26 protein-coding genes and 7 pseudogenes are annotated in these 25,636 nt (G+C 33.0%); 7 read left to right on the top strand and 26 right to left on the bottom strand.

Annotated features, from left to right (window positions below):
• Positions 1-81 precede the first annotated feature (81 nt).
• On the top strand, positions 82-330 hold the full coding sequence (locus MKY70_RS12605; protein WP_088033018.1) for a WGxxGxxG family protein: 249 nt from the start codon (positions 82-84) through the stop codon (positions 328-330).
• A 228-nt stretch (positions 331-558) separates the two neighbouring features.
• Here the strand turns inward: MKY70_RS12605 and MKY70_RS12600 are convergent, their stop codons facing one another.
• The 8 genes and pseudogenes from MKY70_RS12600 to MKY70_RS12560 form a co-directional block, all read right to left on the bottom strand.
• Positions 559-1,011: a spore coat protein gene (locus MKY70_RS12600; RefSeq protein WP_088033016.1), complete on the bottom strand. Its 453-nt coding sequence runs from the start codon at positions 1,009-1,011 to the stop codon at positions 559-561.
• Positions 1,012-1,025: 14 nt separating this feature from the next.
• Positions 1,026-1,226, bottom strand: coding sequence for a spore coat protein (locus tag MKY70_RS12595; protein WP_088033014.1), 201 nt, complete (start codon positions 1,224-1,226; stop codon positions 1,026-1,028).
• A gap of 371 nt (positions 1,227-1,597) precedes the next feature.
• Positions 1,598-2,251, bottom strand: coding sequence for a spore coat protein (locus tag MKY70_RS12585; RefSeq protein ID WP_341024449.1), 654 nt, complete (start codon positions 2,249-2,251; stop codon positions 1,598-1,600).
• 132 nt (positions 2,252-2,383) lie between these two features.
• Positions 2,384-2,473: pseudogene (locus MKY70_RS12580) on the bottom strand (N-acetylmuramoyl-L-alanine amidase); the annotation flags it as partial.
• A gap of 57 nt (positions 2,474-2,530) precedes the next feature.
• Positions 2,531-3,265 carry an N-acetylmuramoyl-L-alanine amidase gene (locus MKY70_RS12575; protein ID WP_088033010.1) on the bottom strand — a complete coding sequence of 245 codons (735 nt, stop codon included), beginning with the start codon at positions 3,263-3,265 and terminating at the stop codon, positions 2,531-2,533.
• A pseudogene (locus tag MKY70_RS12570) lies at positions 3,265-3,706 on the bottom strand (phage holin family protein). The gene MKY70_RS12575 and the pseudogene MKY70_RS12570 overlap by 1 nt, the downstream one beginning before the upstream one ends.
• A gap of 36 nt (positions 3,707-3,742) precedes the next feature.
• Positions 3,743-4,030, bottom strand: a complete 288-nt coding sequence (locus MKY70_RS12565) for a hypothetical protein (protein WP_341026448.1) — start codon at positions 4,028-4,030, stop codon at positions 3,743-3,745.
• A 115-nt stretch (positions 4,031-4,145) separates the two neighbouring features.
• Positions 4,146-4,268: a DUF3983 domain-containing protein gene (locus MKY70_RS12560; protein WP_088033006.1), complete on the bottom strand. Its 123-nt coding sequence runs from the start codon at positions 4,266-4,268 to the stop codon at positions 4,146-4,148.
• A gap of 678 nt (positions 4,269-4,946) precedes the next feature.
• Here MKY70_RS12560 and MKY70_RS12555 point away from each other — a divergent pair.
• Positions 4,947-5,102 carry a DUF4021 domain-containing protein gene (locus MKY70_RS12555; protein ID WP_088033000.1) on the top strand — a complete coding sequence of 52 codons (156 nt, stop codon included), beginning with the start codon at positions 4,947-4,949 and terminating at the stop codon, positions 5,100-5,102.
• Positions 5,103-6,406: 1,304 nt separating this feature from the next.
• Here MKY70_RS12555 and MKY70_RS12550 read toward each other — a convergent pair.
• The 4 genes and pseudogenes from MKY70_RS12550 to MKY70_RS12535 all read right to left on the bottom strand — a co-directional run.
• Positions 6,407-6,859 carry a nucleoside triphosphate pyrophosphohydrolase family protein gene (locus MKY70_RS12550; RefSeq protein WP_088032998.1) on the bottom strand — a complete coding sequence of 151 codons (453 nt, stop codon included), beginning with the start codon at positions 6,857-6,859 and terminating at the stop codon, positions 6,407-6,409.
• Positions 6,860-6,876: 17 nt separating this feature from the next.
• Complete coding sequence (locus MKY70_RS12545) at positions 6,877-7,128, bottom strand: helix-turn-helix domain containing protein (RefSeq protein ID WP_088032996.1); 252 nt, start codon at positions 7,126-7,128, stop codon at positions 6,877-6,879.
• A 25-nt stretch (positions 7,129-7,153) separates the two neighbouring features.
• Positions 7,154-7,225, bottom strand: a pseudogene (locus MKY70_RS12540) (DUF3954 domain-containing protein); the annotation flags it as partial.
• Positions 7,225-7,431, bottom strand: a pseudogene (locus tag MKY70_RS12535) (cell division protein SepF); the annotation flags it as partial. The pseudogenes MKY70_RS12540 and MKY70_RS12535, both read right to left, overlap by 1 nt.
• A gap of 229 nt (positions 7,432-7,660) precedes the next feature.
• On the opposite strand from MKY70_RS12535, the pseudogene MKY70_RS12530 reads away from it, so the two are divergent.
• A pseudogene (locus MKY70_RS12530) lies at positions 7,661-7,807 on the top strand (site-specific integrase); the annotation flags it as partial.
• Between the two features lie 192 nt (positions 7,808-7,999).
• Here MKY70_RS12530 and MKY70_RS12525 read toward each other — a convergent pair.
• The 6 genes from MKY70_RS12525 to gabT all read right to left on the bottom strand — a co-directional run bounded on the left by MKY70_RS12525 (position 8,000) and on the right by gabT (position 15,612).
• On the bottom strand, positions 8,000-9,796 hold the full coding sequence (locus MKY70_RS12525; protein ID WP_341024447.1) for an ABC transporter ATP-binding protein: 1,797 nt from the start codon (positions 9,794-9,796) through the stop codon (positions 8,000-8,002).
• On the bottom strand, positions 9,789-11,543 hold the full coding sequence (locus tag MKY70_RS12520; protein ID WP_289403867.1) for an ABC transporter ATP-binding protein: 1,755 nt from the start codon (positions 11,541-11,543) through the stop codon (positions 9,789-9,791). Before MKY70_RS12520 ends, MKY70_RS12525 begins: the two co-directional genes overlap by 8 nt.
• Before the next feature lie 262 nt (positions 11,544-11,805).
• Entirely contained in the window at positions 11,806-12,402 is a 597-nt protein-coding gene (locus MKY70_RS12515; RefSeq protein ID WP_002127357.1) for a DUF1349 domain-containing protein, read from the bottom strand.
• Positions 12,403-12,435: 33 nt separating this feature from the next.
• Entirely contained in the window at positions 12,436-13,320 is an 885-nt protein-coding gene (locus MKY70_RS12510) for a GNAT family N-acetyltransferase (RefSeq protein ID WP_002031966.1), read from the bottom strand.
• Between the two features lie 262 nt (positions 13,321-13,582).
• Positions 13,583-14,272, bottom strand: coding sequence for an MOSC domain-containing protein (locus MKY70_RS12505; protein WP_341024443.1), 690 nt, complete (start codon positions 14,270-14,272; stop codon positions 13,583-13,585).
• A gap of 14 nt (positions 14,273-14,286) precedes the next feature.
• On the bottom strand, positions 14,287-15,612 hold the full coding sequence (gabT, locus tag MKY70_RS12500) for a 4-aminobutyrate--2-oxoglutarate transaminase (RefSeq protein ID WP_002085627.1): 1,326 nt from the start codon (positions 15,610-15,612) through the stop codon (positions 14,287-14,289).
• Between the two features lie 129 nt (positions 15,613-15,741).
• On the opposite strand from gabT, the gene MKY70_RS12495 reads away from it, so the two are divergent.
• On the top strand, positions 15,742-16,644 hold the full coding sequence (locus MKY70_RS12495; protein ID WP_341026385.1) for a LysR family transcriptional regulator: 903 nt from the start codon (positions 15,742-15,744) through the stop codon (positions 16,642-16,644).
• Positions 16,645-16,952: 308 nt separating this feature from the next.
• Here the strand turns inward: MKY70_RS12495 and MKY70_RS12490 are convergent, their stop codons facing one another.
• Both MKY70_RS12490 and MKY70_RS12485 read right to left on the bottom strand, forming a co-directional pair.
• Complete coding sequence (locus MKY70_RS12490) at positions 16,953-17,276, bottom strand: heterocycloanthracin/sonorensin family bacteriocin (protein ID WP_341024440.1); 324 nt, start codon at positions 17,274-17,276, stop codon at positions 16,953-16,955.
• Between the two features lie 831 nt (positions 17,277-18,107).
• A complete protein-coding gene (locus tag MKY70_RS12485; RefSeq protein ID WP_113736047.1) occupies positions 18,108-18,335 on the bottom strand; it encodes an ArpU family transcriptional regulator in 228 nt (75 codons plus the stop codon).
• 181 nt (positions 18,336-18,516) lie between these two features.
• On the opposite strand from MKY70_RS12485, the pseudogene MKY70_RS12480 reads away from it, so the two are divergent.
• Positions 18,517-18,603, top strand: a pseudogene (locus MKY70_RS12480) (tyrosine-type recombinase/integrase); the annotation flags it as partial.
• A 112-nt stretch (positions 18,604-18,715) separates the two neighbouring features.
• Here the strand turns inward: MKY70_RS12480 and MKY70_RS12475 are convergent.
• Positions 18,716-18,967: a hypothetical protein gene (locus MKY70_RS12475; RefSeq protein ID WP_445662077.1), complete on the bottom strand. Its 252-nt coding sequence runs from the start codon at positions 18,965-18,967 to the stop codon at positions 18,716-18,718.
• 65 nt (positions 18,968-19,032) lie between these two features.
• Positions 19,033-20,157 (bottom strand): C45 family peptidase, encoded by a 1,125-nt coding sequence (locus tag MKY70_RS12470; protein WP_341024433.1) that lies wholly within the window; start codon positions 20,155-20,157, stop codon positions 19,033-19,035.
• 391 nt (positions 20,158-20,548) lie between these two features.
• Between MKY70_RS12470 and MKY70_RS12465 the strand changes: the two genes are divergently transcribed.
• The gene (locus tag MKY70_RS12465; RefSeq protein WP_131247167.1) at positions 20,549-20,980 is read left to right on the top strand and encodes a hypothetical protein; all 432 of its coding nucleotides are present in this window, start codon (positions 20,549-20,551) and stop codon (positions 20,978-20,980) included.
• 107 nt (positions 20,981-21,087) lie between these two features.
• Here the strand turns inward: MKY70_RS12465 and MKY70_RS12460 are convergent, their stop codons facing one another.
• A complete protein-coding gene (locus tag MKY70_RS12460; RefSeq protein WP_341024430.1) occupies positions 21,088-22,131 on the bottom strand; it encodes an aspartate-semialdehyde dehydrogenase in 1,044 nt (347 codons plus the stop codon).
• A gap of 129 nt (positions 22,132-22,260) precedes the next feature.
• On the opposite strand from MKY70_RS12460, the gene MKY70_RS12455 reads away from it, so the two are divergent.
• Positions 22,261-23,130 (top strand): LysR family transcriptional regulator, encoded by an 870-nt coding sequence (locus tag MKY70_RS12455; RefSeq protein ID WP_341024427.1) that lies wholly within the window; start codon positions 22,261-22,263, stop codon positions 23,128-23,130.
• A 113-nt stretch (positions 23,131-23,243) separates the two neighbouring features.
• Here MKY70_RS12455 and MKY70_RS12450 read toward each other — a convergent pair whose 3' ends face one another.
• The 3 genes and pseudogenes from MKY70_RS12450 to MKY70_RS12440 form a co-directional block, all read right to left on the bottom strand.
• Positions 23,244-23,849, bottom strand: coding sequence for a PRK06770 family protein (locus MKY70_RS12450; RefSeq protein WP_088032967.1), 606 nt, complete (start codon positions 23,847-23,849; stop codon positions 23,244-23,246).
• A 102-nt stretch (positions 23,850-23,951) separates the two neighbouring features.
• Entirely contained in the window at positions 23,952-24,725 is a 774-nt protein-coding gene (locus tag MKY70_RS12445) for a Cof-type HAD-IIB family hydrolase (protein WP_088032965.1), read from the bottom strand.
• Positions 24,726-25,201: 476 nt separating this feature from the next.
• Positions 25,202-25,536 (bottom strand): annotated as a pseudogene (locus MKY70_RS12440) (replication-relaxation family protein); the annotation flags it as partial.
• Positions 25,537-25,636 lie beyond the last annotated feature (100 nt).

Genomic DNA, 25,636 nt, shown 5'->3' with positions numbered 1-25,636 from the left:
TGGTTATGGTTTAGAAACTATTAAACGAAGAATGTACAAAAGAGCTGGAGAAATTAATGCATAAGAAAGGAGGGGAAAAATATGAAGAAGAAATTATCATCTATTTTAAGCGTTTTAGCATTAGCTATTATGTTTTTAGGTACAAATTCCCATGCTGAATACGATGGAAATAATATGAATAGAGTTAATAATGATGTAAGAACTCGAAATGTAAATACGACAAATGATTTAAATGATAATCGTGATAGAAATAATAATTGGGCTTGGCTTGGTTTATTAGGACTAGCAGGTTTATTTGGTCTTAGAAGAAGAGACAAGGAAACACGCTAATGTAGAACATTTTTTCACAAACAATAATCTCTTTATTAAAATAAGTATAAAAGATAAATCGTCTTTCTAAAGGCGATTTATCTTTATTAAAAATAAATTCACTTTAATACTTCGGCAATGGTGAATCTTTAATCCAATCATGATAAATACCCATAGCTTGTACTACAATTAAAACAGTGGATATTCACCTATAAAGAACCACTACATTTAAAGAGCAGGATAAACATTTTATAAAATGTTCAATTTAACTAGTAAAGCTAATAAGATTTGGAGAAGGATTTGAACATTTACTGCTATATCTGTATCAGTTGTTGTTACGGTTACATTTCTAGAATTCCGAATAACAGTTTCTTGCTTATTAACTTGTTTAACAGATGATTTTTGAAATAATTCTTGTGCTACACGGTCAGCTTTTTCACTGTCTGCTATAGAAATACTTATTACAACCACAATAGCTGCTTGTAATGCTGCTTGGATAGATAACGCAGCTTTTGTATCTGTAGTAGTAACTTCTACATCTGCTGAATCAACAATTGTAATAGATTCTTCAGAGATTTGGTAAGTTTTACTTTCTTGTGTAGCCACTTCTGAAACGTTAGCATTTTTAAAAGACGGATGCGGATTTGAAGAATCTAATGCACTCCACTTTTTATTTTCATCTGAATGGCATGCTTTGTCCATAAGTTCACCCCCTTTCAATCCAAATAATTATTAACCTGTGATTGTATTTCAGAAACAATACTTTTAATTTGCTGCTTTTTTTCTGGCGATAAATTTTTTAACTTTTCTTCATTTATCCCATGCCTATTAAAAACATCTGAGAGTAAAAGGTCTATGATTATATTCTTTTGGTCCTTATCAAATTTAAAGGAAGAAAATTTGTTTAAATTATCCATTTACAATATTCACTCCAATCAAATTTACTATAAAAATTTCGAATAACTACCAGCATTATATGTATTTTAATAAGAATTGCTTGGACAAGTAACTTAATCTTCTATTTTCACTTCTTTTTACCAATAAAATTAAAAAGCTGGCTTCTAATAAGAAGGCAGCTTTCCTATACTTCACATATACATAAGTTTCATTTACTGTTAAATAATATGTTTTCCCTTTGCTATTGTGTAGTTATCTACACTTACTTTCGCATTAATCTTGAATATTAATCCAGTCATTATAAGGAGTCCAAGCTTGTACCACTTACTACAACAACGTAATATTTACCTAGAGTGAACCCTTATAGCTAAATATAAACGGGATAAACACTTTATAAAATGTTTAATTTAACTAGTAAAGCTAATAAAACTTGAAGAAGAATTTGAATATTCACTGCAATATCTGTATCAGTAGTTGTTACGGATACGTTTCTGGAATTTTTAATAAGCAATTTTTGTCTATTAATTTGTTTAATAGATGATTTTTGAAATAATTCTTGTGTTATTTTATCTGCTTTTTCACTATCTGCTATAGAAATACTTACTACAACCACAATAGCTGCTTGTAATGCTGCTTGGATAGATAGCGCAGCTTTTGTATCTGTAGTAGTAACTTGTACATCTGCTGAATCAATTATTTCAATATACTCCTCAGAAACTTGATCAATTTCATCTTTTTGTATAGCTTCTTCTAAAAAATTAGCATTTTTAATAAATGAATAAGAGTTTAATGTTTCAGAATCCTGATTTTTTGGTTCAAAATCCTGATTTTCCGGTTCAGAATCCCGTTTTTTTGGTTCAAAATCCTGATTTTCCGGTTCAGAATCCCGTTTTTTTGGTTCAAAATCCTGATTTTTCGGTTCAGAATCCCGTTTTTTTGGTTCAGAATCCTGATTTTTCGGTTCAGAATCCCGTTTTTTTGGTTCAGAATCCCGGTTTAATGGATCCCGGTTTTTCTTTCTTCTACAAACTTCACATTCACACATAAAATCACCCCTTTTAATCTAAAAAAGTAGCAATATGAAAATATTGGCTAACTACTAGCATTTTATGTTTTTTTAAAAAGAATTGTTTGGACAAGTAACTTAATTTTCTATTTTTACTTCTACTTCTTTTTGTTAATTCACATACACATAGGCTTCTTTTTCTGTTATATAGTATGTTTTTCACTTACTGTTGTGTACTTTGTACTGTGGTGATCCATTGACAAAAAAGGCCCCCCAATTAAGGACCCCCTTTGTTTTTTACCAAACTATTCTTTTGTTTTATTTCACATAAGAATAATACCACTTCCGCTCGTCCAACCAAGCCGTGAACTTATCGATATTTCCGGATGGGTATCCATTTGTTACAGCATATCCAATACCGTCTTTCTGAATAACAATTTGTCCGTCAATACCCGCGTCAACCATTGCTTGGGATAAGGCTTGTAAATTACTGAATCCTACGCCTCCAGTTTGTACTTTGAGCAATTGAACTGCCCCGCCTCCAGTTTGTCCTGTAAGAGCATACACAATTGAGTTAGCGATGTTATCAACATTCCATTTAGCCATGTCGGATTCGTTATCAATGAATCCTAATTCGATAAGAATAGCTGGTGCTTTAGTTCCGTTCAGTACCGCTAGATCTGTACGTTGCTTTGCACCACGATCACGCCATCCAATATCTTTTGCTAATTGAGACGAAATTTTAGCCGCCAGATCTTTCTGATCATAATACAGAACTTCCACACCTTGTCCATTTCCGTCACTTGCATTAAGATGAAAAGAAATAACCAAATCCACATTATGAGAATTACTATTACGAACGATATTATTTAAATTTTGCGCTTGAGTGCTTCCTACTTCGTCTGTATCATCATAGACTGTGTGTCCTAAAGCTCTTAACTTAGCTGCAACCGCATCTTTCACCTGACGATCCATAATATGCTCTTTTCGATTTCCATAATTAGCCCCTTGTACAATACCGTTGTGTCCTCCATGTAAACTATAACGTGCCATTACTCAACATCTCCTTTTTTATTAGTATATTCAGAGCTTGTCTTATTGCTCTTACCATCCAAAATCTCAACTGCATTTGTTAAAGTTTGTGGGAGTGGAATCCCCATACGACCAGCATTTTCCAAAAAGTGAAAGTAACTCATTACCCATGAAGAAGAAAATAGTCGCTTCACGAATAGCACTGTTACTTCCAAACGCTGCATCTAATTGAGCTGCAACCCCAACCAAAAGAAAAAGCAACACCTTTTTGGCGATGCCTTTGAAACCAACTTTACTTTTTATTTCTCCGTTATAACCTGCTGCAATCATGCCAGTTAAATAATCAATAACTGCCATCGTCACTAAGATTTTTAATGTTGCATTCCATCCTCCCAAGAAATACCCACAGAAGCCACCAAATGTAGCTATAAATGCTTTCAGTAATACATCAATACGATCCATCTTTTCCTCTCCTTTTCTAAAAATAAAAAAGACCAGCTATTGCTGCTCTTTTTGTATTGTATTTTCATTAGTTGGTGGTTCTTGTGGAGGAGTTTTATCAGTAAATTCAAAATAATCATCTACACAAATGCGTCTTTTAGCAACTCCTAAGTCCAATTCATATAGTTTGGCTCCACGTCTACGTTCATAGCGTGGCCCACGGATTCCCATTAAATCTTCAATGTCACGAGTGCTTAAATTCTCTTTTTGTTTTTGCTTGTTTTTCTTCTTTGCTTGTTTTGATTGTCTATTCCATTCACGTAATTGATCTTTTAGTTCCTTCATTTCCCCATCTCCCTTTTCAAAATAAAAAGGACACCTATTCCTAAAACAGCTCTCATTGCTGCTTTAATGAATTGGTGTCCTCTAGTTTTCTAGCCGGACGATATTTATTATTCGTTTACTTTAAAATACCAGCTTGTACAAAAATGTTTTTCCAAGCGTTATTGACTTGATGTTTCTCCACTGCTTTTTTACGACGAGCAATAGCTTTCCTAGTTTTTCTTTTCTTTAAACCTTTCATTCTCCCAACCTCGCTTTAAAAGAATTATTTTGTTCAGATTCTAGAAAAGTGTTAATATTCTTAACAAAGGAGGTCTACTGATGGAAAAGACTTTTTTAGTTATTTTCATAGCAATTTTCCTTTTAATAATTTTATATTTTGTTGACATGTCACTTTTTTGGAAACAACCCTAAATTACATTCAAAAAACAATTCCCTTGAATAGATCTCAATTTCCTGTCAATACTATAGATACACCAGTCTCCAATTTCCCTGGAGATGAGCAGTTAGCTTTTGCTAGCTGCTCTTTTGTGTGTGCAGGTTTTCTATAAAATAATTTTTAAAACCCTATCCATACTAAACTTGGACTTATATAGCTCAATCAATTGTTCATTCACTAGGCAGACAGTTTATTTAATAAATTGTCTGTCTAATCAATTTGATTATTCTGCTTTATATTAAAATGAAATTTTTATTAAGCTCTTTTTCTCTACCGCATAACATGTTTAATTCTGCTTATACTATAGCTGTAACCTAAAGTTACATATCATTTACTTGTAGGGCCTAATTTTCTTTTGTACAGCAAGTAGTTAGCTAATTATGCTGGCTGCTTTGTTGTGCAAAATGAAGTTTTTATCATGAAACAAACCTTGAATGTTTATAACACTATTAGACATCCTAAAAATAGGAGGTGATATATATGAATAACTCTAAAAAAGAAAAAAATGATGTGACAAATAATACTGTGCTTGGTCTTGATTTAGATGAACAAGCTATGAACGGGTTATACGGAATGCCTGAAACTGATATTGAAGAAAAAGATCACCGTAAAAAAAGCAATTCACCTAAAATCTAGTACATATTTACACATAACACCTTTTTGATTAGGAGCACAATGCAAAAGTGCTTCTAATTTTCGGAGATTAAACCAAATAGCGTTTTGTTAAAAACTTTTCACACTTAAGCTGGACAAGCATATACTATTGTATGGAGACTCTCCATTCATAGAGATCCGCCTTTCTTATCGAAGATCATGCTTATATGTGTGCTCTTTTTACTTACAATGAAATAACGATTTTGTTTAAAAGTTGCACAACCATAAAAATACATGCATACACTATCATGTGAATCTTTTTTCTATATATGCCTTGGTCATAAAGCGCCTTAAAAAGCGCTCTTATTAATTAAATAAGACTTTTAATTAATAACATTCGATATTTTGCTAATACTAATCACATTACAATCTGCTTCTTAACCAGGTTGTATCCAAAAGGGCAGTTGATACAACTTACTGCTCTTTTTTAAAATTTATTACATAACCTTGAGATTTCTGCCCATACTTTACTTAACCATGTAATTTTGTACTCCTTAAATTCATGGATGTAATTTTCTCATTGCAGTTAGCTTTTGTTAACTGCTCTTTCATTTTCATTAGCCTGTCACCATTTGATGAGTCAAACATACACTATGGATATAAGGTATCTTCACTCATATGCCCTCACATTGAAAGAGGGCCTTTTTATTACTTTCGCTACCGTATAAAATCTCTAATTCCGTTTATACTATAACTGTAACTTCAATTTACATATCTTTGCTTGTATGTATGGGCTTCTTTCTTAACAAATCGCAATAGAGCAGTTAGCTAATTGAGCTAGCTGCTTTGTTGTTTCATTCTTCATTCCACGATTTTTTTACAATATATTTTTCTAAAGAATCCTGCTTCAATCTCTTTTCGAATAATCTTTTTTGTATTACACATAATACATTTGAGCCGACTTCCCACCGGCTGTACTCTTTCTAAACGGAGCTCTCTCCTCCGTGTCGGTTAAGAACAGGCAGACAACTTAATTTGTTGCCTGCCATTTTTACGTATACTCGTAAAATTTCTTGTCCATACTGTTTAGAGAAGACATCTTATGCCATTTGGATCGACCTCTAGCACATGATAATTTTACAACCGTTCCTATACAAGGAACGGTCTTATTTTTATCTTCTTGCTCCCTCTTTTTAATTAGAATAACTATTTTGTTTAATTTTTTTCATATTTAAACCGGACAAGCATATGTTATTGTATGGAGATTCTCCACGCATAGAAATCTACCTTTCTAAGAGCATACTTATTAGTGTGCTCTTTTTTAATAAAATTCAAATTTAGTATCACTATATGTCAAAACGTTTTTGACTAGCTTCCCTGCTAAACCCGTCTGGATACCTTTTTGCTAGCTTAGAAATGTTCATTTGCGCAATATCTTCTAAGGTATATCCCATTTCGTGAGACATGATGGAAATGTAATACAAGATATCTCCTAACTCTAAAGCCAATTTATAAGTATTCCCTTCTTCTTCTCCTGGACAATGAGCTGGATCGAATCCATGACCATGAAAAATAGCTTTTTTTACAATATCCGCAACCTCACCAGCTTCTCCCGTAAGTCCTAATGCTGCATTTAATATGCGTCCACCGAAGTCGTTATTTGCATTCCATGTACGTAATGTTGCTTCTTGATATTGATCTAATTCACAAATTTGATTGATATTCATTACAGCTTGTCCTCCCTTTGATTCACTAACTAATTTAGTTGCTGCATATACACCGTTTTCCATTGCTTTCATTTTGTTTTCCCCTCTCTTTAACAAACTCCTAATCCCATTGGACGGTTTTCAATCATATATTTATCAGCTTGATCTATAATAAGAAGTGCCACCTCTGATTGGTGTCTCCTTAATGCTTTTGCCATTTCTGGTAAACTCATATCTTGTTTCCACATTTCACGAAATCGTATAATGTCCCTTTCATCCCAAATGAAGTTAGCTTCTTCTAAAGCGATGTATATTTTCAAACGTGATTCCTTCATCGCTTCATGATTTCTTACTACGCTCATAAGCGAACCTACCTTCTAAAAATCATTATTTTATCTTTTCAGTAAAGTTAGTATGCACGCGATCAACTTTACCATTAACCCAAATTGCAACTTGCTCGCTATTACATATTGTTCAAAGATATCATAACGATCATCTTGTTTGGTTGTGCATGGTAATTCATCCGTACCCTTTGCACTCTTTGGAACTTGGACACGTACATCAGCATATGTAACGCGTCCAGTTCCTTTCTTTACATTAACTTTCATTACATCGAATTGACAAATTGCTGGCTCTACATCGAAAATATTTAATTGTTTAGGCATTTACCATCGAACTCTTTTCGATGAGGCTCAGTAACTCACTTGCGCCTTCTTTACTTAAATACATTCTTCCGTATTGATACTAGATACAAAAACTTCAAGTTCTTGACGATCAATCTCTATTGTTGAAAAGACTATTGAAGCATTACAAAAACATAAAATAAAAATAAATGCTGATAAATTAAGATTGGGTCAAGCATATTTAGATTATGATTTAGTTGTATGTAACAAAATGGGTAAACTGGTTTATCGCGATGGCTTTCATGATACATTTAAAACCTATTTGAAAAAATCCGGATTAAAAAACATTAGATTTCATGATTTACGAAACACCCATGCAACGCTTCTTTTAATACAAGGAGTACATCCAAAGATTGTAAGTGAACGATTGGGCCATAAGGACATTTTCATAACTTTAAATCGCTATTCACATGTTTTACCGGAATGCAAGAGGATGCTGTTAAAACATTTAGTGAGAGACTATTCGGATAGCAATGTTTGCAAAATGTTTGCAAATACAAAAAATGCGGTTTCTCTTTTCACGAGAAACCGCATTACATCAATAATTTTGTTAAATTTTAAACTGACTTGTATACAAATCAAAGTAGAATCCTTTCTTTTCCATAAGAGATTCATGATTTCCTCTTTCAAAAATACTACCATCTTTAATTACAAGTATTTGATCTGCTTTTTCAATTGTTTTGAGTCGATGAGCGATTACAAAACTTGTTCGCCCTCTCATTAAATTATTTAATCCAGATTGAATTTGTAATTCTGTTCTCGTATCAATATTAGATGTTGCTTCGTCGAGAATTAATATATCTGCATCTGCTAAAATCGCTCGTGCAATCGCAAGGAGTTGTTTTTGTCCTTGACTTAAATTCGAACCTTCTGAAGCAATTTCCGTTTCATATTGATTCGGTAGATGTTTTATAAAAGAATGTGCTGATGCTGCTTTTGCTGCTGCAACTACTTCTTCATCACTTGCATCTAAACGTCCATATCGAATATTTTCCATAATCGTTCCTGCGAATAAATACGTATCCTGTAAAACAACCCCTATTTTACTCCGCAAAGAATTAATATCATAATCCTTTATATCTTTTTCATCAATGCTAATTTGCCCTTTTTGAATGTCATAAAAGCGAGTTAACAAATTAATAATTGTTGTTTTTCCTGATCCAGTTGGACCGACTAAAGCGATTGTCTCCCCAGGATTCGCCTCGAGACTCACATCTTTTAAAATCATGTTGTCCTGTGCGTATCCAAATGAAACTTTCTCAAGCCTAACATGTCCTTGTAAATTTTGTACAAGGACTGCATCTTTTTTATTTTGAATTTCTGGTACTTCATCCATAATTTCAAAGACACGTTCTCCTCCAGCAACTGCCGCTTGAATCGTATTCATTAAAGTTGCAAATTGACTAAGTGGTCTTGAAAATTGTCGAGAATAATTAATAAAAGCTGCAATGACACCTACTGTTGTCATTCCGTTTAATACCATTACCGATCCAGTTCCAATTACAAGCCCCATTCCTAAGTTATTAATAAAGTTCATACTTGGAAAAATAAATGCTGAAAACGTTTCAGCCTTCGTTGCTGAAATTCTTAGCTGTTCGTTAATTTCATTAAAGTTATGTACGGTTTCTTTTTCTTTTCCGTATAACGTAGTTACGTCTGCGCCTGTAATAGCTTCCTCAATAAATCCATTTAATTCTCCTAAATCCTTTTGACGCTTCGCAAAGTTTTTCCCACTATAAGCAACTAGTTTTTTCGTAACGAAAAACATAATAGGTACTGTAATTAAAGTTACAATCGCTAAAATCCAATCTAATGAAAACATCGCAATTGTTACACCTATAAACGTTAACGCTGATGAAATGATTTGCACAACACTTTGTGTCAAAGCTTGATTTAAGTTATCAATATCATTTGTCACACGGCTCATTAAATCACCTTGAGAACGTACATCAAAGAATCGTAGAGAAAGTGTTTGGATTTTTTCAAAAATATCTTGTCGTATTTTTTGTATAGTCTTTAATGCAACATTAATCATTACAAATGTTTGTAACCATGTTAATAATACGGTTATCCCATATATTGCAATGAGTAGCATGCACATTCTGGCTGTCCCGCTTAAATCCTTCGGTACAATGTATTCATCAATGATGACCCCCATATAATATGGCCCAAGTAAACCTAGTAATGTCGTGATAAATACAAGAATAATAACGAACATAAGAGATGCTTTTTGATACCCCATATAGTTCCATACTCGCATTATAGTTCCTTTAGTATTCTTAGTTTTTCCCGAATTCGGATTGTTACGTCCACCTTTATTTCCAAATTGTCCTTGAAAATTACGCACGCTCTTCCCCTCCTTCTTGCTGCAGGCTACCACCTTGGGAAAGATAAATTTCCTGATACACTTCACAAGTTGCCAATAAATCCTCATGCGTACCATTTCCAACTAATTCACCGTTATTCAAAACGAGGATTTTATCAGCATCTATAATAGAAGATATTTTTGATGCAATTAAAAATGTCGTTGTGCCACTATATCTTGTCCTTAACGCTTCCTGTATTACAGCTTCTGACTTCGCATCAACTGCCGATGTAGAATCGTCTAATACAAGAATAGATGGCTTTCTCACTAGGGCTCTTGCAATAGATATACGTTGTTTTTGACCACCAGATAGATTGGTTGCACCTTGTGTTAAGTTATATTCATAAGAGTCTTCCAGCTTATTGATAAACTCAGTCGCACAAGCAGATGAAGATGCTAATTCCAATTCATCATAAGTTGCATCTTCTTTGCCATAACGTAAATTCTCTTCTATACTGCCTGAAAAAAGAAGTGCCTTTTGTGGAACGAAGCCAATGGAAGCACGAAGTTTTTGCAAATCGTACGCTTTCACATTAACATCATCTATACATATTTCACCTTGATCAACATCGTAAAGTCGTGGCAATAGTTTCGCCAATGTAGATTTACCACTTCCGGTCGATCCAATAATCCCTATTTTTTCACCTTTACGTACAGTAAAGGAAATATCTTTTAAAACATATTCATTATTTTTCGTATAACTATAGCTAACATTTTTAAACTCTACATTACCACCCACTTGTTTTGGTTCATATACGTCGCCTTCAGTTGTAATATCAACTTCAGTATGTAAGACTTGTTGTACACGATCAGCTGATGGAAAAGCACGGGCAATTTGAATAAATACCATACTAATAGACATAAGTGACATTAAAATGATATTTAAATAGTTAATAAAAGCTAAAATGGCCCCTACTTGGAGTGTACCGTTAAAAACTTTCTCGCCACCAATCCATAAAGTTGCTACAATTCCGCTATTTACAACTAGCATAATAATTGGCATCATCAATGAAATAATTTGTATTGCACGAATATTTATTTCAGTTAAACTTGTATTAACTTTCTCAAACTGTGCGATTTCATATTTTTGTCTTACATATGCTTTTATAACACGTACACCGGATAAATTTTCTTGTAGCTTTGTGTTTACTTTATCTAATGCTTCTTGTACTCGCTTAAATGAACCGCTCGATTGACCTGCAATCAATACAATTGCAACTAATAATACGGGTACCACAACAAGTAAAATTGGAAATAGGTCTCTCGCTGTTACAAAGACTATAATGATACTTCCAATAAATAATAACGGTCCACGGACAAGTACACGTAACGTCATCGTCATTGCCGATTGAATAGATGTAATATCATTTGTCACGATTGTTAATAATTTACCTGTTCCAAATGAATCACGATTTTTGCTAGAAAATGTTTCTATTTTCGCAAACACATCTTTTCGTATGTCTGTAGCGAAATTAATAGCTGCTTTTGTAGAGTACATCATACAGCCAAGTCCACCAATTAATCCAAGCGCCGCCGCTCCTATCATTAGAAGCCCCATTTTTATTACATAATTCAAATCCCGGTTTGCAATTCCAACATCAATAATATGTTGCATAATTGTCGGTTGAATTAAGTCCATCGCAACCTCAAGTACCATAAATAGCGGTCCAATAATAGCGAAGAACATGTATGGTTTTAAATACTGTAACAACTTGCGAAATGATTTCATACATAATCTCCTTTTTTCATGAAATTACCATTGAATAATTCATATTCCTCCTTATTTAAGCGATATAGTCTGTAATTTCTTCATTAGTCCTATTATATTATGTAAATTAATATTTAACATTATTAAATGATAAGTTTTAAATCATTTTTAGTCAATAAAATGGAACTTTAATCTACCAGGCATTTTCACTGCCAGTTGATGTGAATACTCTTTAACTTAATAAAAACCGCATTCTCATTTAGTAAGAATGCGGTTTTCCCATCTATATTTGTTCAATTTTAAAATCGAAAACCTCGGTCTCGAATCCATTATTTTCAGAAGGACTACACGTATAAAAACCAATTTTAACAGGCTCATTACCTATGTCCTCCATCAAATGAGCGATTCTTATTTGTTCCCATCGCTGACTCGTTTTCACATATATTGTATAATCGCCAAGTTTTCGAATAATTCGAAAACGTAATTGTTGCTTAGCAAACTCATTTGGATAGTCTTGCGTTGACCAATCAGAATAGCCATTATTCGTTACGACAGCACCTAAATGTGATGGGCCCTCAGGAATATATTCTAAAGATGTTTTTAACCAACACTTCTCAGAAATCATAACAAATAAACCCGCTTGATCGTATGTCGCATTTGGATTCATGCGCAATTGAACCTCAGCCTGAAAATCTGTCATTATCTCATCATAAAATACATGGCCATTCATTACTTCAAAACCATAATGGGTTTTCAGCCAAAAATCTGTTTCTTCTTTCGAATGGACAATGAATGTATCATTGTCTTCAAGTTTGTAAAATTTAGGTGCGTTCATTACAGTAAGTTGCTCAATATGATTTGGTATATATGATGTTTTCATAATTCCTCCATAAAAAAGCATTTAAATTAATATTTAAAACTCAGTTAATACCGGGAATTTATAACCTTTAAAATCTAATTCTTTATTACTTCGAACCATTAAATACTTACTAGTCTGTAATTCTGTATATTGTACATCATCAATTCCTAATTGATCTGGGTAGAAATAAAATTCAATCTCCGTAAATTCCCCAGAGATTTCCTCACATAATTCATCTAAAATCGGAATTACCGGCGCAAATACTCCAAATAATTTTAGTTTTTGATTTTCTACTGTAAAAACAATCAGCGCATCTAATTTCTCTGAATAATAAAGGTTTTCATTCCATGTTGAATCATACATATTTAAATAAAACGAAGAGCGGTAATTTAACGTTGAAAATTTATTAGAAAGCCTTTGGCCATTTTCAATAATCTCATGTATTAATTGTCTATCCTCTTCATTATAAAAATCTAACTTTTTAAGTTGAGAATCTTTGTAACCTTTATTTTCGTATGATACTGTCATCAAATATTCTTGCACAATTTGAAAACCAAATGGTTTATATAGTTCCGGATTTTCAGTAAACAAGACCGCACACTCGCATTGCTCATCAATTTCCTCTATCATCTTACTAAACAATTGTTTCATTAATCCTCGTCTACGATAATTCGGATGTGTCATTACTGATTGAATACCCGTTGCATTTATTTTTTCACCATTAATTAAAAGCGGAAGTGAAAATGCCGCAACATTTGCAATCGCATTATCATCTTGTAAAAATGATAATGCTTTATATGTATAATCCCAATACCCTTTCTCTGAAAAATCCTGCAATGTTTGGCTCGTAATCCCAAACACTTCTTCAAATAAAGGAAATAACTGTTCTCTTCTCGGTTCTTCTAATAGAAAGTTTGCCATTTTTTCAACATTCCCCATGTTGTCCCTCCATACGTCGATTCCATTAATTTAGATATACTTATATGACCTACTCTCAAAAAATAGGCCTTTCAAATCAATATAGTATCATAAAACTTTTAAAAATGGTTTAATTTATTTTATGTTTTGATTATTAAAAAACAAGTCGAATAAACTAGTATTAAGATTTTTGAATAATATCATGTTTATTATATAACAAATGGTGCTTCCTACTTATCTTTCCGATAATAGAAATACACCATTTTATGCAAATATAATTCACCTATTCTTTGGTTCCCTCAAGTCGCTCCTTCGTACTAATTTCTTCTCCCTTCACTCGCTTTTCAAACGTCTTTCTCCAACTAGTAGACAGTGCATTTACTTCTAAAATCCTTTTTAATCCTTCAGAGTTTTGTTTTTCTTTATGCATTATGCGATTCGCAAACAAAATTGACACACCTTTTGAATCAGGCTTCAACAATTTTAAAGTATCTACCGGTAATATCCACCCTTCTTTTAATACTCGAAAATAAAAACCTGTGTATCCTGTATCTTGAAAATATAATGGCAACTTTGGAATATTATATTTCTTCGCTAATTTAAAACAAGGTTGTCTTGGCTGCGTTACTTGTACAATCGCTTCTCCGAGTTGAAACGTGTCACCAATACAAACATCTTCTTCACGCATTCCGCTTACTGTTATATTTTCACCGAAAGCCCCATATACAAGTTCCTGATTCAACTCTTTTTCCCAGTAAGGATAGTGGTCACCAGTATAAACACAAACCGCTTTATCTACCCCTCCATGATGAACTAAATCCGCCTGTCCATCTCCATTAAACTTTAAAAATGATAAAAAAACAGGTTCCTTTACTTGCTTTTTATTTATCCCTGTTTGAATTAACTTCCCACCATACATAACCTCTTTTGGCAATCCTAGATTTAAAGATAGGATTTCATATACTTTAGTCATTCAAATCCCTCCTCTTACTTGCGGCACAACTTTTCAAAAGACTCATTTATTATTTCAAATCCTCTATCTATTTCTTCGTTTGAGATAACTAGAGGTGGTAAAAAGCGTAGTACATTATCAAATATCCCCGCTCCAATACTTATAAGCCCATTCTTCCAAAAATCTTCAATTAGCTTTACTGTTAGTTCTTTTGCAGGTTCTTTCGTTATGCGATTCGTTACAAGTTCCATTGCAACCATCGCACCGATTCCACGAACATCACCAATCACTTCGTACTTTAATTGCATTTGATGTAGATGTGACATTATTCTATTTCCAATTTGCTGAGCCCTTTCAACTAGATTTTCTTCTTCCATTATTTCAAATACAGCAAGACCGGCTGCACATGATAACGGACTCCCGGCAAAAGTTCCACCAATTTGTCCTCTCCCAGGAATGTCCATCAACTCCGCACGACCGACAATAGCACTTAATGGTAAACCGCCAGCAATTGATTTTGACAAAGTCATTATGTCAGGTTCTATATGAAAATGTTCCGTTGCAAACCATTTCCCTGTTCGGCCAAATCCAGTTTGCACTTCATCCATTATCATTAAAATACCGTATTGATTACAAATTTCTCGTAATCGTTTTACAAATGAAATGGAAGGAACAATAAACCCACCCTCTCCTTGTACTGGTTCCATTACGATCGCTGCTACTTTTTCAGGTGATACTTCTTCTAAAAACTTTTCAAACTGATAGATGACTTGAGAATCCACTTCTTCAGGAGAAACTCCTTCTTCAGCTCTGTAATAGTACGGATACGGCAATATATGCATGTCTGAAACGAACGGACCAAATCCTGCTTTATATGGAGTTTCTTTGGTCGATAGAGACATTGTCATTAATGTTCTCCCATGAAATCCTCGTTCAAACGAAATTACTTTACTCCTCCCTGTTACTTTACGTGCGATCTTTACAGCATTTTCAATCGCTTCCGCACCACTATTGGCAAACATCGTTTTTTTCTTACTTGTACCTGGCACTTTCTCATTAATTTTCTCCGCTAAAGTAATATAATTTTCATATGGAGTTACATGAAAACAAGGATGTATAAATGATTCTGCTTGTTTTTGTACCGCTCTTACAACTTTCGGATGACAATGTCCAACATTTTGCATACCAATTCCACCAGCAAAATCAATAAACTGATTTCCATCTACATCTGTTATTATCGCTCCCCTTGCTTCTTTTACATATAAAGGCGTTAAATGATATATTCCTGTCGGTACAGCCTCCTCATACCTTTTTTGAAGTACTTGTGAATAACTGCCCGGTAATACACTAGATTTCAACAATTCTTCTTCACCTCATCTAATTTTTTAATCAATCCATTTCTGATAAAGTGATTATATATCCCACAAAACCATTGTTCAATTCAATTATTTATATAATAATGATAGGTATATCCTATGATTAAACTTGAGGTGATTTCAATCGAATTACGACAATTAGAATACTTTTTAGCTGTTTCGAAAGAATTACATTTCACAAAAGCAGCCGAGAAATTAAATATTTCACAACCTTCACTAAGCCAACAAATACGTGCATTAGAACATGAAGTAGGCATGCCACTTTTCGATCGAATTGGTAAAAAAATATCTTTAACTGAAGCAGGAAGAGTTTTATTATCGCACAGTAAAACAATCTTTCACGAAGTCGAACAAGCTCGTTCTGCCATTCAAGATTTAAATGGATTACATCATGGTTCCTTAACAATAGGATCTTTGTTAACCGTAGTAAATTATTTACTACCACCAGCTATATTAGATTTCAATAAGCAATATCCAAATATCGAACTCTCTGTGTTGGGGCTTCGTACAGGAGAAATTCGTGAAAAATTATTACAAAATGAATTAGATATTGGTATTACATTTCTCCCGGTGCAAGATAAAGAGATTGTTTCTATCCCACTATATAAAAGTGAACTTACATTAGTTGTGCCAACCAGCCATTCTTTAACTGAACGTAAGTATGTATCTATTGAAGAATTACAGGGCTATCCTTTAATTCTTCTACCTAAAAATTTCTATTTAACAGAACTAATTACATCTCATTGCCAAAACTTTAACTTTAAACCAAAGCCAATTTTAGAAATTAGTACAATGGAATCTTTAATTCAAATGGTCGCACAAGGTATGGGGATTACCGTGTTACCAAAACCGTATATAGACTTTTTGCAAAATGAGCACATACAAGCTATTAAAATTGAAAATCCTACTCCGACAATAGATATAGGACTTATTTATAGGAAAGATAAATATATGTGCGCTGCTACCCGAGAATTTATTGAACAACTAAAGTTAACAGTACATTCTCTACAAAATTAAACATAAAAAGAGATTATCCTATGCAGCCGTTACACAACGCCCTATTAGAATAATCTCTTTTTATAATGATATAAAACATTACATTTTATGGTTTCTTTTCTAATAACCTATTATTCATTATAAGTGCTAAATTATTATCGTATTATTAAGCTACACATCGGCGATATTTTATGTCTATTTCGTATTGGTGTTAGCAAGTCCGTTTGCAAACTTGTTAGCACATTTTTATAAAAATTATATAATGCTTCACAAAGTAGGAATCCGTTTCGATCAATCTTTTTTCAAAATGGATTCCTTTTTGTCTCTTATCAATATTCAAATGTTACAGTAGTACCATTAAAACCATCAAAACAATTAGAGCAATTAGAGCAATTAGAGCAATTAGAACAATTAGAGCAACCACCACAACCAAAACAACTAAAGCAACCGAAGCAACCAAAACAACGGAATCCACCACAACGACCACCGCCACAACGACCACCGCCACCACAACGACCACAACCGCCACAGCGACGAGCATCATCTGTAATATAGTAATATGGATATTGGTTTTGCTGGTCCCAATACACAATATTTCCAGACTGATAATCATTAAGGCTTAACGCTTGTAGTTCTTGTTGAAACTTATTCATTTTCATGACCTCCGTTTATAAACTACAACCCCATCGATGCTTTCCTATATTTCTGCTCGTTAAATCTAAGTAGAAATAGCGCTATAAAGTAAAACTTTAATCAGTGGGGCGTTTACGGGCAGCCCGACTCCCATCTAACTTCTTTGCTCCAGTCGAATTTTGAGGTGGGAGTTTTACTGCCCACAAATAGCGGGTTAAACTAAGTTCAATACGTACACCTACAAAATATGACCTATCACTAGATGATGTACCTTGTTCATATACCTATTTTTAGGTTGTTTTTACTATGGGCTCATTTTTACAAATGGAAATTATAAAATATGAATTTAAACAATAACATTTAGATTTATGTTATCATTTTCTAGTTCTATAGTCGTATATTCCATAATTTTGTTTGGTCATCTTCGTATTTCCAATATGCACTCCCATCATTATTTTTCTTCGCTTCAATAACTGCTAAATCAGAGCTAATTTTATAAGTATTTATAATTAGTGCTTTCTGCTAAGAAAAGTCTATTTTTATGAATGGCAAATCAGCGATGTTTTATGTCTATTCCGCATACGTGTTAGCACTTTTTTATATTTCTTCTATTGCATACACCTTCATAATTTCAATATATTTGCCCTTACCACATGGACATGGTTGCTCTCTTCTATATGATTCTTCCCAGCTCATTTAAACACACCTCTTTAACTACTTAATTTATATTATTATATAAAAAAGCCCTGCCACAAGGCAGAGCGAGTAAGATGGATTACACGTATCATATAACAATTTATATCAGTAACACAAAAGATCATAATTTCATCTTCACTAAAATAAAACCACGTTCATATAATCCCTAAAGCAGTAGCTATCAAACGGATAGCTATTTTTTTATTCTCATAAAAACTATCACGCCTTATCATCAATTCATTATAAACATAGGAATCTTTGACTTTCTCACTCCCAAAATACTTCAATTCAATTATCTGACGTTGATCATTATCAAGAGCATATTTCAATGTCCGTTCAATTTGTTTAAAACGTATCTCATGATTCTTATCGTCACCTTTCATTTTCCAACGATAGTACCCCACTTGCCAGCTACATTTACTCGCATACCCATGTAAGCAAAATGTAGATTTCGGTGGTTCTGCATTTTCTTGAAAGCTTTTTCAGCGCTGTACATCTGCTTGATGTCAAAAACACCTTCGTTCTCGCACTTTACAAACTTCATGAATTCTGTCATTGGCATTTGATATCTCTTTAACTTTAAGGGTATATTCTCATGTCTTACCCAATATGCAAGAAGATGCAGCGAAAACATTCGCGAAGAGTATATTTCGATATGTGTTTACAAAATGTTTGCAAACACATATCGAAATGCTCAAAAGCATTGATTTAAAGGCATCTATAGCACATTGAAATAAAACATTACATATAAACTCATGTAATTTTAGTGCACCTTTTTTGAGATTGGAATATATTTTGTAAAATACGCCCCCACTAGCAACAATACGATTGAGACTAGCCAAGTAAAAATACCGCCAAAATGAAGCCAATATGCAAACAAATTTAAGGTTGCAATTAAAAAGCAACAAATAGAAGTTAATGAACTTTTTAATCCTTTTATCCCCGCTTTTTTTCTTTTTTGATATGTTATATACATCAAAGCGACTAGAAAAAGGATTAGAACAATTAGTAACATAGCTTGTAGCAATGGCAATCCCTCCTGTCTATTCCCACCCCTTCATTTCACCATCTTATTCCTTTTTAATCTTTAGGAGTCATTTCATTTTTCTCTTCTCTCCAAAAGTCAGCATAAGTTTTATTTTTAAAGTTCACATTCACTTCGGAAAACGGAAGGCTTTCTCCAACTTTCAATGAGTACCACTCGTTTAAAAGTGGCGATCCGAAGCAAATATTCAATGTACGATCCTGCAAATCAATTAATACAGAATGCAAAGTCCCAAACCACTCTTCATAATTATGCACCGTCACCCCGATAGGATATTCTTCTTCTACTAATCCTTTTAAAGATTCCATGCTCACCTGTTCATTTCGATTTAAATACTCATGTAAAATGTGATATCTTTTTGTAGATTGTTCTAATTTCCTATTATTTAATTTCTGAATAGGTGAACTGACTGCATGGTTTGTTGATACGGTAAAAGCTTGACTTTCCTCATTAATTGTTGTTATTGATTTATGCCCGTCAAATATTTCAATATGTGCTGCGTTTAAAGGATCCGCTACAATTATATTAATATTACTTGCTATAGGCATTTCTTTTATTAAAGATGTAGCTTCATGCGTATTTCTACATTTCTCCAATATTACTCGAATTACCGCAAAACATTGCAAACCATTTACCATCGGTTTTCTTAAACCTTCAATATTCCCTACAGGTTGACCACATGCTGAAAATGTAATAGATAACCCATGCTCATTAACTCCTTCTGTTCGGCCAAAATATTGAGTAGAAAAGCCACTATGTGCATATGCACCTTCAACATGCGTCGAACAAAAACGCATATCATCTATTTTGGGTGATAAATCAAAATTTCTTAATACATATGTATGCTTTAAATCAGTTTTTTTAGGTAATACTGCACAATGACTACAACCTGCTTTTAATAATGTCTGATAATAATACATCATATTCCTTGAAGGAATTTTCAATACTTCGCAAAAGCCTTCAATTTCTTCATTAATTCCTGGACAATATTGTTTTAGTACATTTCTAGATTCTGTCCAATGGTTATCCCATATTAAATTTTCTTGCTGTATAAATTGTGGAATAAGATACGGATGTTTCTTTACGAATTCTCCTTGTTGCTTACCAATTTCATAATGATTTCCTTTTAGTGACGAAAAATACCCCTTTATTTGATACACATTAAATTCCCCCTCACATTGAATATATCCATATTATACCAAAATCTTCTTGTTCATTCTTGATGTTTTTCGCTCTTTTCCACATACATTAACAATCCTTTTTTCTTTTCAATCAGGTCAGTTAATAACTATTTGATACCTACTCAAAACATTGTTAAAATTACAGTAAGAACAAGTGTTCGAGAGGTTATTAGGATGAGCACAGTATTTCGAAACTAGTTAAAATAATATCAATTGGAATAAACTCTACATTGAACCTGTTTATTAGCGTTCAACTAATTATGAAAATGCGAAAACTTGTATTTCAAAGGGATGCAAATGGCCATATTGTTCAGTTAAAGAAAGAATTTTTTAAATCACCCATTTATTATGATAAAGGGAGTAATTGTATATGAATAAAAGCAAACCAGTTGATGAATTGACTATTGAAGACTTGAAACAAAACCCGATATGGGAATGGGCAATAGATGAAGAGGAAAATGAAGAGTGCGATGAAACGTGGGTAAAACCAGTGGAAACTATAAATTTCACAGAAGAATTAAACGGTTCAATAGTACTGGGCGAATTAATAATACATAATGATGAGAAATCCCCTATGATGTGTAGTATTGATATTGAAAATAACGAGGTATTAATTAGTTCCATTGTTTTTTATAACGAAAAAGAAAATGAGTATTTTGCTATAGAAGATGTAGTGAAAAAGGTTGAGATGCCAATCTCAATTAATATTTATCTCACAATTAATGGAGAGCCTAGATTTTTAAAATTCTCTGCAAATAAAATTGATATTTATAAAAACACTATAAAAACTAACTTAAATTAAATTCAAATTGAAGTTAGGAGAATACTCATTAAGTAAAAAATGGGAAACCATTATAATTAACGGTTTCCCATATATCCTCCTATTTTCAATGTTTATATAAATTTATACTAAATAATCCCCTTTTCCACCAATGTCTCTGCGATTTGAACTGAGTTCCAAGCCGCACCTTTTAATAAATTATCAGAAACAATCCAAAGATGGAATCCTTTTGGCGTATCCGGATCTTTGCGTATTCTACCTACAAATGTATCTCTTTTACCCTCTGCATATAATGGCGTTGGATAAATTTGTTCACTAGGATTATCTTGTAAAATAACACCTGGTGCATTCAGTAGTACTTCTTTAATTTCTGCAACGGTCGCTTCTTTTTCAAGTTCAATATAAACCGATTCAGAATGCCCCGATACAACTGGAACTCTGACGCAAGTAGCTGCCATTTTCAGATTTGGATCTTCTAAAATTTTCTTCGTCTCTTGAATCATCTTTACTTCTTCGAATGTGAAATCGTTGTCTGTAAATATATCCACTTGCGGCAAAACATTAAATGCAATTGGATAATGTTTTTTATCTTTTTTCGCTGGTAATATAGTACTCTTCACTTCTTCTCCTGTAAGTATTGACTTAGCCTGTTCTTTTAATTCATGAATCGCATGAATTCCTGATCCTGATACGGCTTGATACGTTGAAACAATAATTCGTTCTATACCAAATGATTTCCGAATAGGTTGAAGAGCTGTTACCATCTGTAGTGCTGAGCAATTCGGAACTGCAATGATCCCTTTATGTTTCCTTAAAGTATGTGCATTTACTTCTGGAACGACGAGTGGTACATCGTGTGCCATTCGGTATTCACTTGTGTTGTCAATTACAATTGCACCACTAGAAACTGCATGATTTACATATTGTCTAGAAACTTCTCCTCCCGCACTAAAAAATGCAATGTCTACACCTTCAAAACTAGTTGATTTTGTCTCTTGTACAATTATCTCTCGTCCTTTAAATTGCACTACCTTACCAGCGGATCGTTTTGATGAAAGCAATATAACTTCAACTATATTAAATTTAGTTTCTTTCTCTAACAGTTCAATAATTTTCTGCCCAACTGCACCTGTAGCTCCAACAACAGCTACATGATAACCTTTTTTGATCATCTTTTCTCCTCCAATATCACTTAAATGAATATTGCTACAATTTCATTTTATAAAGAATTTAATCATTTGGAAAATTGAAATACATGATATAATCATTCACAAATTATGATAATAAAAGAGGGATTGCTTATGGAAATGAGACATGTTAAAACATTTTGTGCGATTGTTAAATATGGTGGTTTTTCTAAAGCTGCTCATGCGTTAGGTTATGTGCAATCTACTGTGACAGCGCATATGAAAGCATTAGAGAACGATTTACATCTCCCTCTTTTCGATCGATTAGGGAAAAAAGTACTTCTTACAAAAGCAGGTCGTCAATTTCATCCTTATGCCCTAGAATTACTTGCTATTTATGAAAAAGCGCAAGAAATCCCTCAAAATAGTGATAATTTAGAGGGAACATTAACAATTACCTCTAACGAATCATTAGCAGTGTATCGTTTACCACAATTATTACGTACTTACAAACAGGAAAATCCGAAAGTAAATATCGTACTGGAAACAACTACAAACGAACAAGCAATGAATAAGCTGCGTGAAGGAGAAACAGATGTTATTTTCATAATTGGAGAAAGTATGGAACATAATGATTTTATTACGTGTAATTTATGTAATGAAACATTTGGATGGATTTTCCCTGCTCATTTCCCTTCAAACACTGATCCGCTCCTTTTATTACAAAATACTCAATTTATATTTACTGAACAAAGCTGCGGCTATAGACCGATGGTAGATCGTTTTTTACGTCAAAGTGGGAATATTCCCGCTAAAACATTCGAAACTTCCAATGTTGAAGTCATTAAACAATCTGTGATGTGTGAGTTAGGAATTTCAATTCTCCCTTACATCGTTGTACAAGAAAGTTGTCAAAAAGAGCAACTCTGTTTTCAGCCCATCGAAACTCCAGCAGTCATTCAAAGCCATGTAATCTATCATAAATCTAGATGGATATCACCCGTTTTACAATCGTTTCTTACATTATTAGAGAGAATAGAATAGAAAAGTAAGCGAGTAATAACAAAAATGAGTAACTGCTCTAAAAAGCAATTACTCATTTTTGTTAAAACATTTGTGTTCATAACAGTAAAGGTGTTTCAAAATCAATATGTATATTATTTATTAGCTTGTACCTCACCTGCAATTAATTTACTACCTGAATATGTACCTTTTTGTATAAAAACTTGATTAATTAATTCTTTTTGCTCCTTTTCTGACATTACTCCTTTCCCTTCTCCTAAATTTCCACTTTGCAATTTCCAAATCTTGTTGTGGTCCACATCAACCTTTTCATATTTTCCTTGTTTCCATCGTTCTAAAATATCCACATATGTACTTTTTTGTGCAACATCATTACTATTTATAATTTCAAGTAAACTTTCAACACGTTCTTGTGTAATAAAAATATAGCCCCACTTTTGATCAGCTTTTGTTTTTTGATGTGCCATTTCATGTAATGCTGTCTGTATGTTCTCATCTGTCCATTTGAAATTTTTATTAAAGCCACTATTCGGCAATGAATAATTTCCATTTTCTAATATCTTCGCATCTTCGGCTTTTAAATTACTATCAGCTAATACTTCTACTGCTGGAGCGGCTGGTGATACCTTTTTCGCAGCTGGTTTACTGTGATTCAAATAATACAATATCCCATATGTTAAACCTACCCCAATTACTACCATCCCCGCGATAATTCCTAATACTTTAAATAGTGTTTTCATCTCGCCTGTTTCCTCCCACATAGCCCTTTTCATAATTTCTATCTATCAAAAACAGATGTAGCTTCTCTTTTTTCGCAACTTACTGCAATTCATTTTTTCATATTAATTAACATAAATATAACTATTACTTTCCAGAAATGTAGTAACTCCATCCTCATCGTTACTTTTGGCAATAAATTTAGCGACGGATTTTAATTCTTCAACAGCATTGCTCATCGCTACGCCAATCCCACACTTTTCTATCATTTCCATATCATTGTAGTCATCTCCAAATGCAATTACTTCAGATACATCTCGATTTAAGTGCTGTAGAACATGCTGAATGCTATTCCATTTTGAAACATCCGTATGCATAATTTGACATAATGTTCCGTTATCTGTAATGACTGCCTTACACTCATCAGGCAATTCCTTAGTGAACTCCTTATTTATTGAGCCATTAGTACAAACAATTAATTTAGAAGCTTTTTCAAAGTTTAATTTTCTTATATCCATGACTTCACACGGCACATCACCAAAATAATCAGTAACATCAAAATTTGAGTACAGCTTATCATTTATTTCAAGACAAATCTGATGAAGATTATACTTTTTTGCTATTTCTATAATTTCTAAAATATTATTTTTAGAAATCTTCATTTCATATAAAATATCATTACCTTTAAGAACTAGAGCTCCGTTATAACAAATGATAATCTCACTTTTTAACACGTTGGGAATATACTGTTTTATAGCCCTTGGAGGCCTTGCCGTAGCAAAAATCAATTCGTCTCCATTATTTTTACATTCCCTCAAAATATTAATAGATTTCTCTGAAATTGTTTTATCACTTCTTAATAAAGTCCCATCAAGATCTGAAATAATAATCTTTTTCATACTTACATTTATTCTCCTTTCACAAATAATAACTCGAAACATTGATTATTTGTTGAATCAACTGAGCTTTTACGGGTAGTTAATCTCTACCTACTTTTGGTCTCAATTCAATTTTGAGTCTCATTTTCATTTATTACATATTTTCTATTTCCTGAATCATATATGTATTTCCTTATATTGTATTTCTTTTCTTTATAAATTGAAAGATTATTCCGTCAAAAATCCCCATCTTTTTCAAATGCAAATCCCACTCTAAGCATTTCGTTTTAAATTTATAAAAATATGTGCTAGCCTAATATTTTTAGTAGCTGCATAAATATGAGTTTATTGTATGATGGTTTAACATTTTCAAACTTTGATTATATAAGGTTTTAGAGGACATATCAGCGACCATTTCCCTCTTACCATTACTAAGAAGTATTCGTTTAGTTTGCATTTTTGTTTGCAATCTGGTTTGCAAACTTGTTAGCACTTTTTTATATTTCTTCTATATACTTAACTGCTAGCTCTTCTAATTTCTTTTCTCTATATTTGGTTACTGTAAAAAAATGAATGACTGGCATTTCCCCATTATGCTTCGTTTATAAATTCGGGTGAACTCTTCATACTTTTTTAACTTCTCTTCATTCACTTTCATTTTCTGCGAGCGATCTACCTCAACTGCATGAAGTATATTTCCTTCATCACGGAACTTCACATTTGGGACAATCTTCTTTTTCTCTTCATTCTTTTTATATCGTATTTCCGTTTCAATCTGCCAATCATACGGGCAGAATAAGTGTAACCAAGATTCGTTTCTAAGTAACGCATGTATTTCATATCACCAATCAACCCAGCAACTCTACATACTTATAAAAGGATTATTTTATAAAAATATAAACTTGCAAAATACTTACTAGTGTACTAAGTTA

The sequence above is a fragment of the Bacillus sp. FSL R9-9492 genome (assembly GCF_038007365.1).
GTDB lineage: Bacteria > Bacillota > Bacilli > Bacillales > Bacillaceae_G > Bacillus_A > Bacillus_A mycoides.
Note: the sequence above shows the minus strand (reverse complement) of the source record. Positions and strands in the feature narration are given on the sequence as shown.

Bases quoted from the DNA above. Each gene is read 5' to 3' on its own strand.
- MKY70_RS12605 (WP_088033018.1), top strand. From the start codon at position 82: ATGAAGAAGAAATTATCATCTATTTTAAGCGTTTTAGCATTAGCTATT.
- MKY70_RS12600 (WP_088033016.1), bottom strand. From the start codon at position 1,011: ATGGACAAAGCATGCCATTCAGATGAAAATAAAAAGTGGAGTGCATTA.
- MKY70_RS12595 (WP_088033014.1), bottom strand. From the start codon at position 1,226: ATGGATAATTTAAACAAATTTTCTTCCTTTAAATTTGATAAGGACCAA.
- MKY70_RS12585 (WP_341024449.1), bottom strand. From the start codon at position 2,251: ATGTGTGAATGTGAAGTTTGTAGAAGAAAGAAAAACCGGGATCCATTA.
- MKY70_RS12575 (WP_088033010.1), bottom strand. From the start codon at position 3,265: ATGGCACGTTATAGTTTACATGGAGGACACAACGGTATTGTACAAGGG.
- MKY70_RS12565 (WP_341026448.1), bottom strand. From the start codon at position 4,030: ATGAAGGAACTAAAAGATCAATTACGTGAATGGAATAGACAATCAAAA.
- MKY70_RS12560 (WP_088033006.1), bottom strand. From the start codon at position 4,268: ATGAAAGGTTTAAAGAAAAGAAAAACTAGGAAAGCTATTGCTCGTCGT.
- MKY70_RS12555 (WP_088033000.1), top strand. From the start codon at position 4,947: ATGAATAACTCTAAAAAAGAAAAAAATGATGTGACAAATAATACTGTG.
- MKY70_RS12550 (WP_088032998.1), bottom strand. From the start codon at position 6,859: ATGAAAGCAATGGAAAACGGTGTATATGCAGCAACTAAATTAGTTAGT.
- MKY70_RS12545 (WP_088032996.1), bottom strand. From the start codon at position 7,128: ATGAGCGTAGTAAGAAATCATGAAGCGATGAAGGAATCACGTTTGAAA.
- MKY70_RS12520 (WP_289403867.1), bottom strand. From the start codon at position 11,543: ATGAAATCATTTCGCAAGTTGTTACAGTATTTAAAACCATACATGTTC.
- MKY70_RS12515 (WP_002127357.1), bottom strand. From the start codon at position 12,402: ATGAAAACATCATATATACCAAATCATATTGAGCAACTTACTGTAATG.
- MKY70_RS12510 (WP_002031966.1), bottom strand. From the start codon at position 13,320: ATGGGGAATGTTGAAAAAATGGCAAACTTTCTATTAGAAGAACCGAGA.
- MKY70_RS12505 (WP_341024443.1), bottom strand. From the start codon at position 14,272: ATGACTAAAGTATATGAAATCCTATCTTTAAATCTAGGATTGCCAAAA.
- MKY70_RS12490 (WP_341024440.1), bottom strand. From the start codon at position 17,276: ATGAATAAGTTTCAACAAGAACTACAAGCGTTAAGCCTTAATGATTAT.
- MKY70_RS12485 (WP_113736047.1), bottom strand. From the start codon at position 18,335: ATGAAAGGTGACGATAAGAATCATGAGATACGTTTTAAACAAATTGAA.
- MKY70_RS12475 (WP_445662077.1), bottom strand. From the start codon at position 18,967: ATGTTACTAATTGTTCTAATCCTTTTTCTAGTCGCTTTGATGTATATA.
- MKY70_RS12465 (WP_131247167.1), top strand. From the start codon at position 20,549: ATGAATAAAAGCAAACCAGTTGATGAATTGACTATTGAAGACTTGAAA.
- MKY70_RS12460 (WP_341024430.1), bottom strand. From the start codon at position 22,131: ATGATCAAAAAAGGTTATCATGTAGCTGTTGTTGGAGCTACAGGTGCA.
- MKY70_RS12455 (WP_341024427.1), top strand. From the start codon at position 22,261: ATGGAAATGAGACATGTTAAAACATTTTGTGCGATTGTTAAATATGGT.
- MKY70_RS12450 (WP_088032967.1), bottom strand. From the start codon at position 23,849: ATGAAAACACTATTTAAAGTATTAGGAATTATCGCGGGGATGGTAGTA.
- MKY70_RS12445 (WP_088032965.1), bottom strand. From the start codon at position 24,725: ATGAAAAAGATTATTATTTCAGATCTTGATGGGACTTTATTAAGAAGT.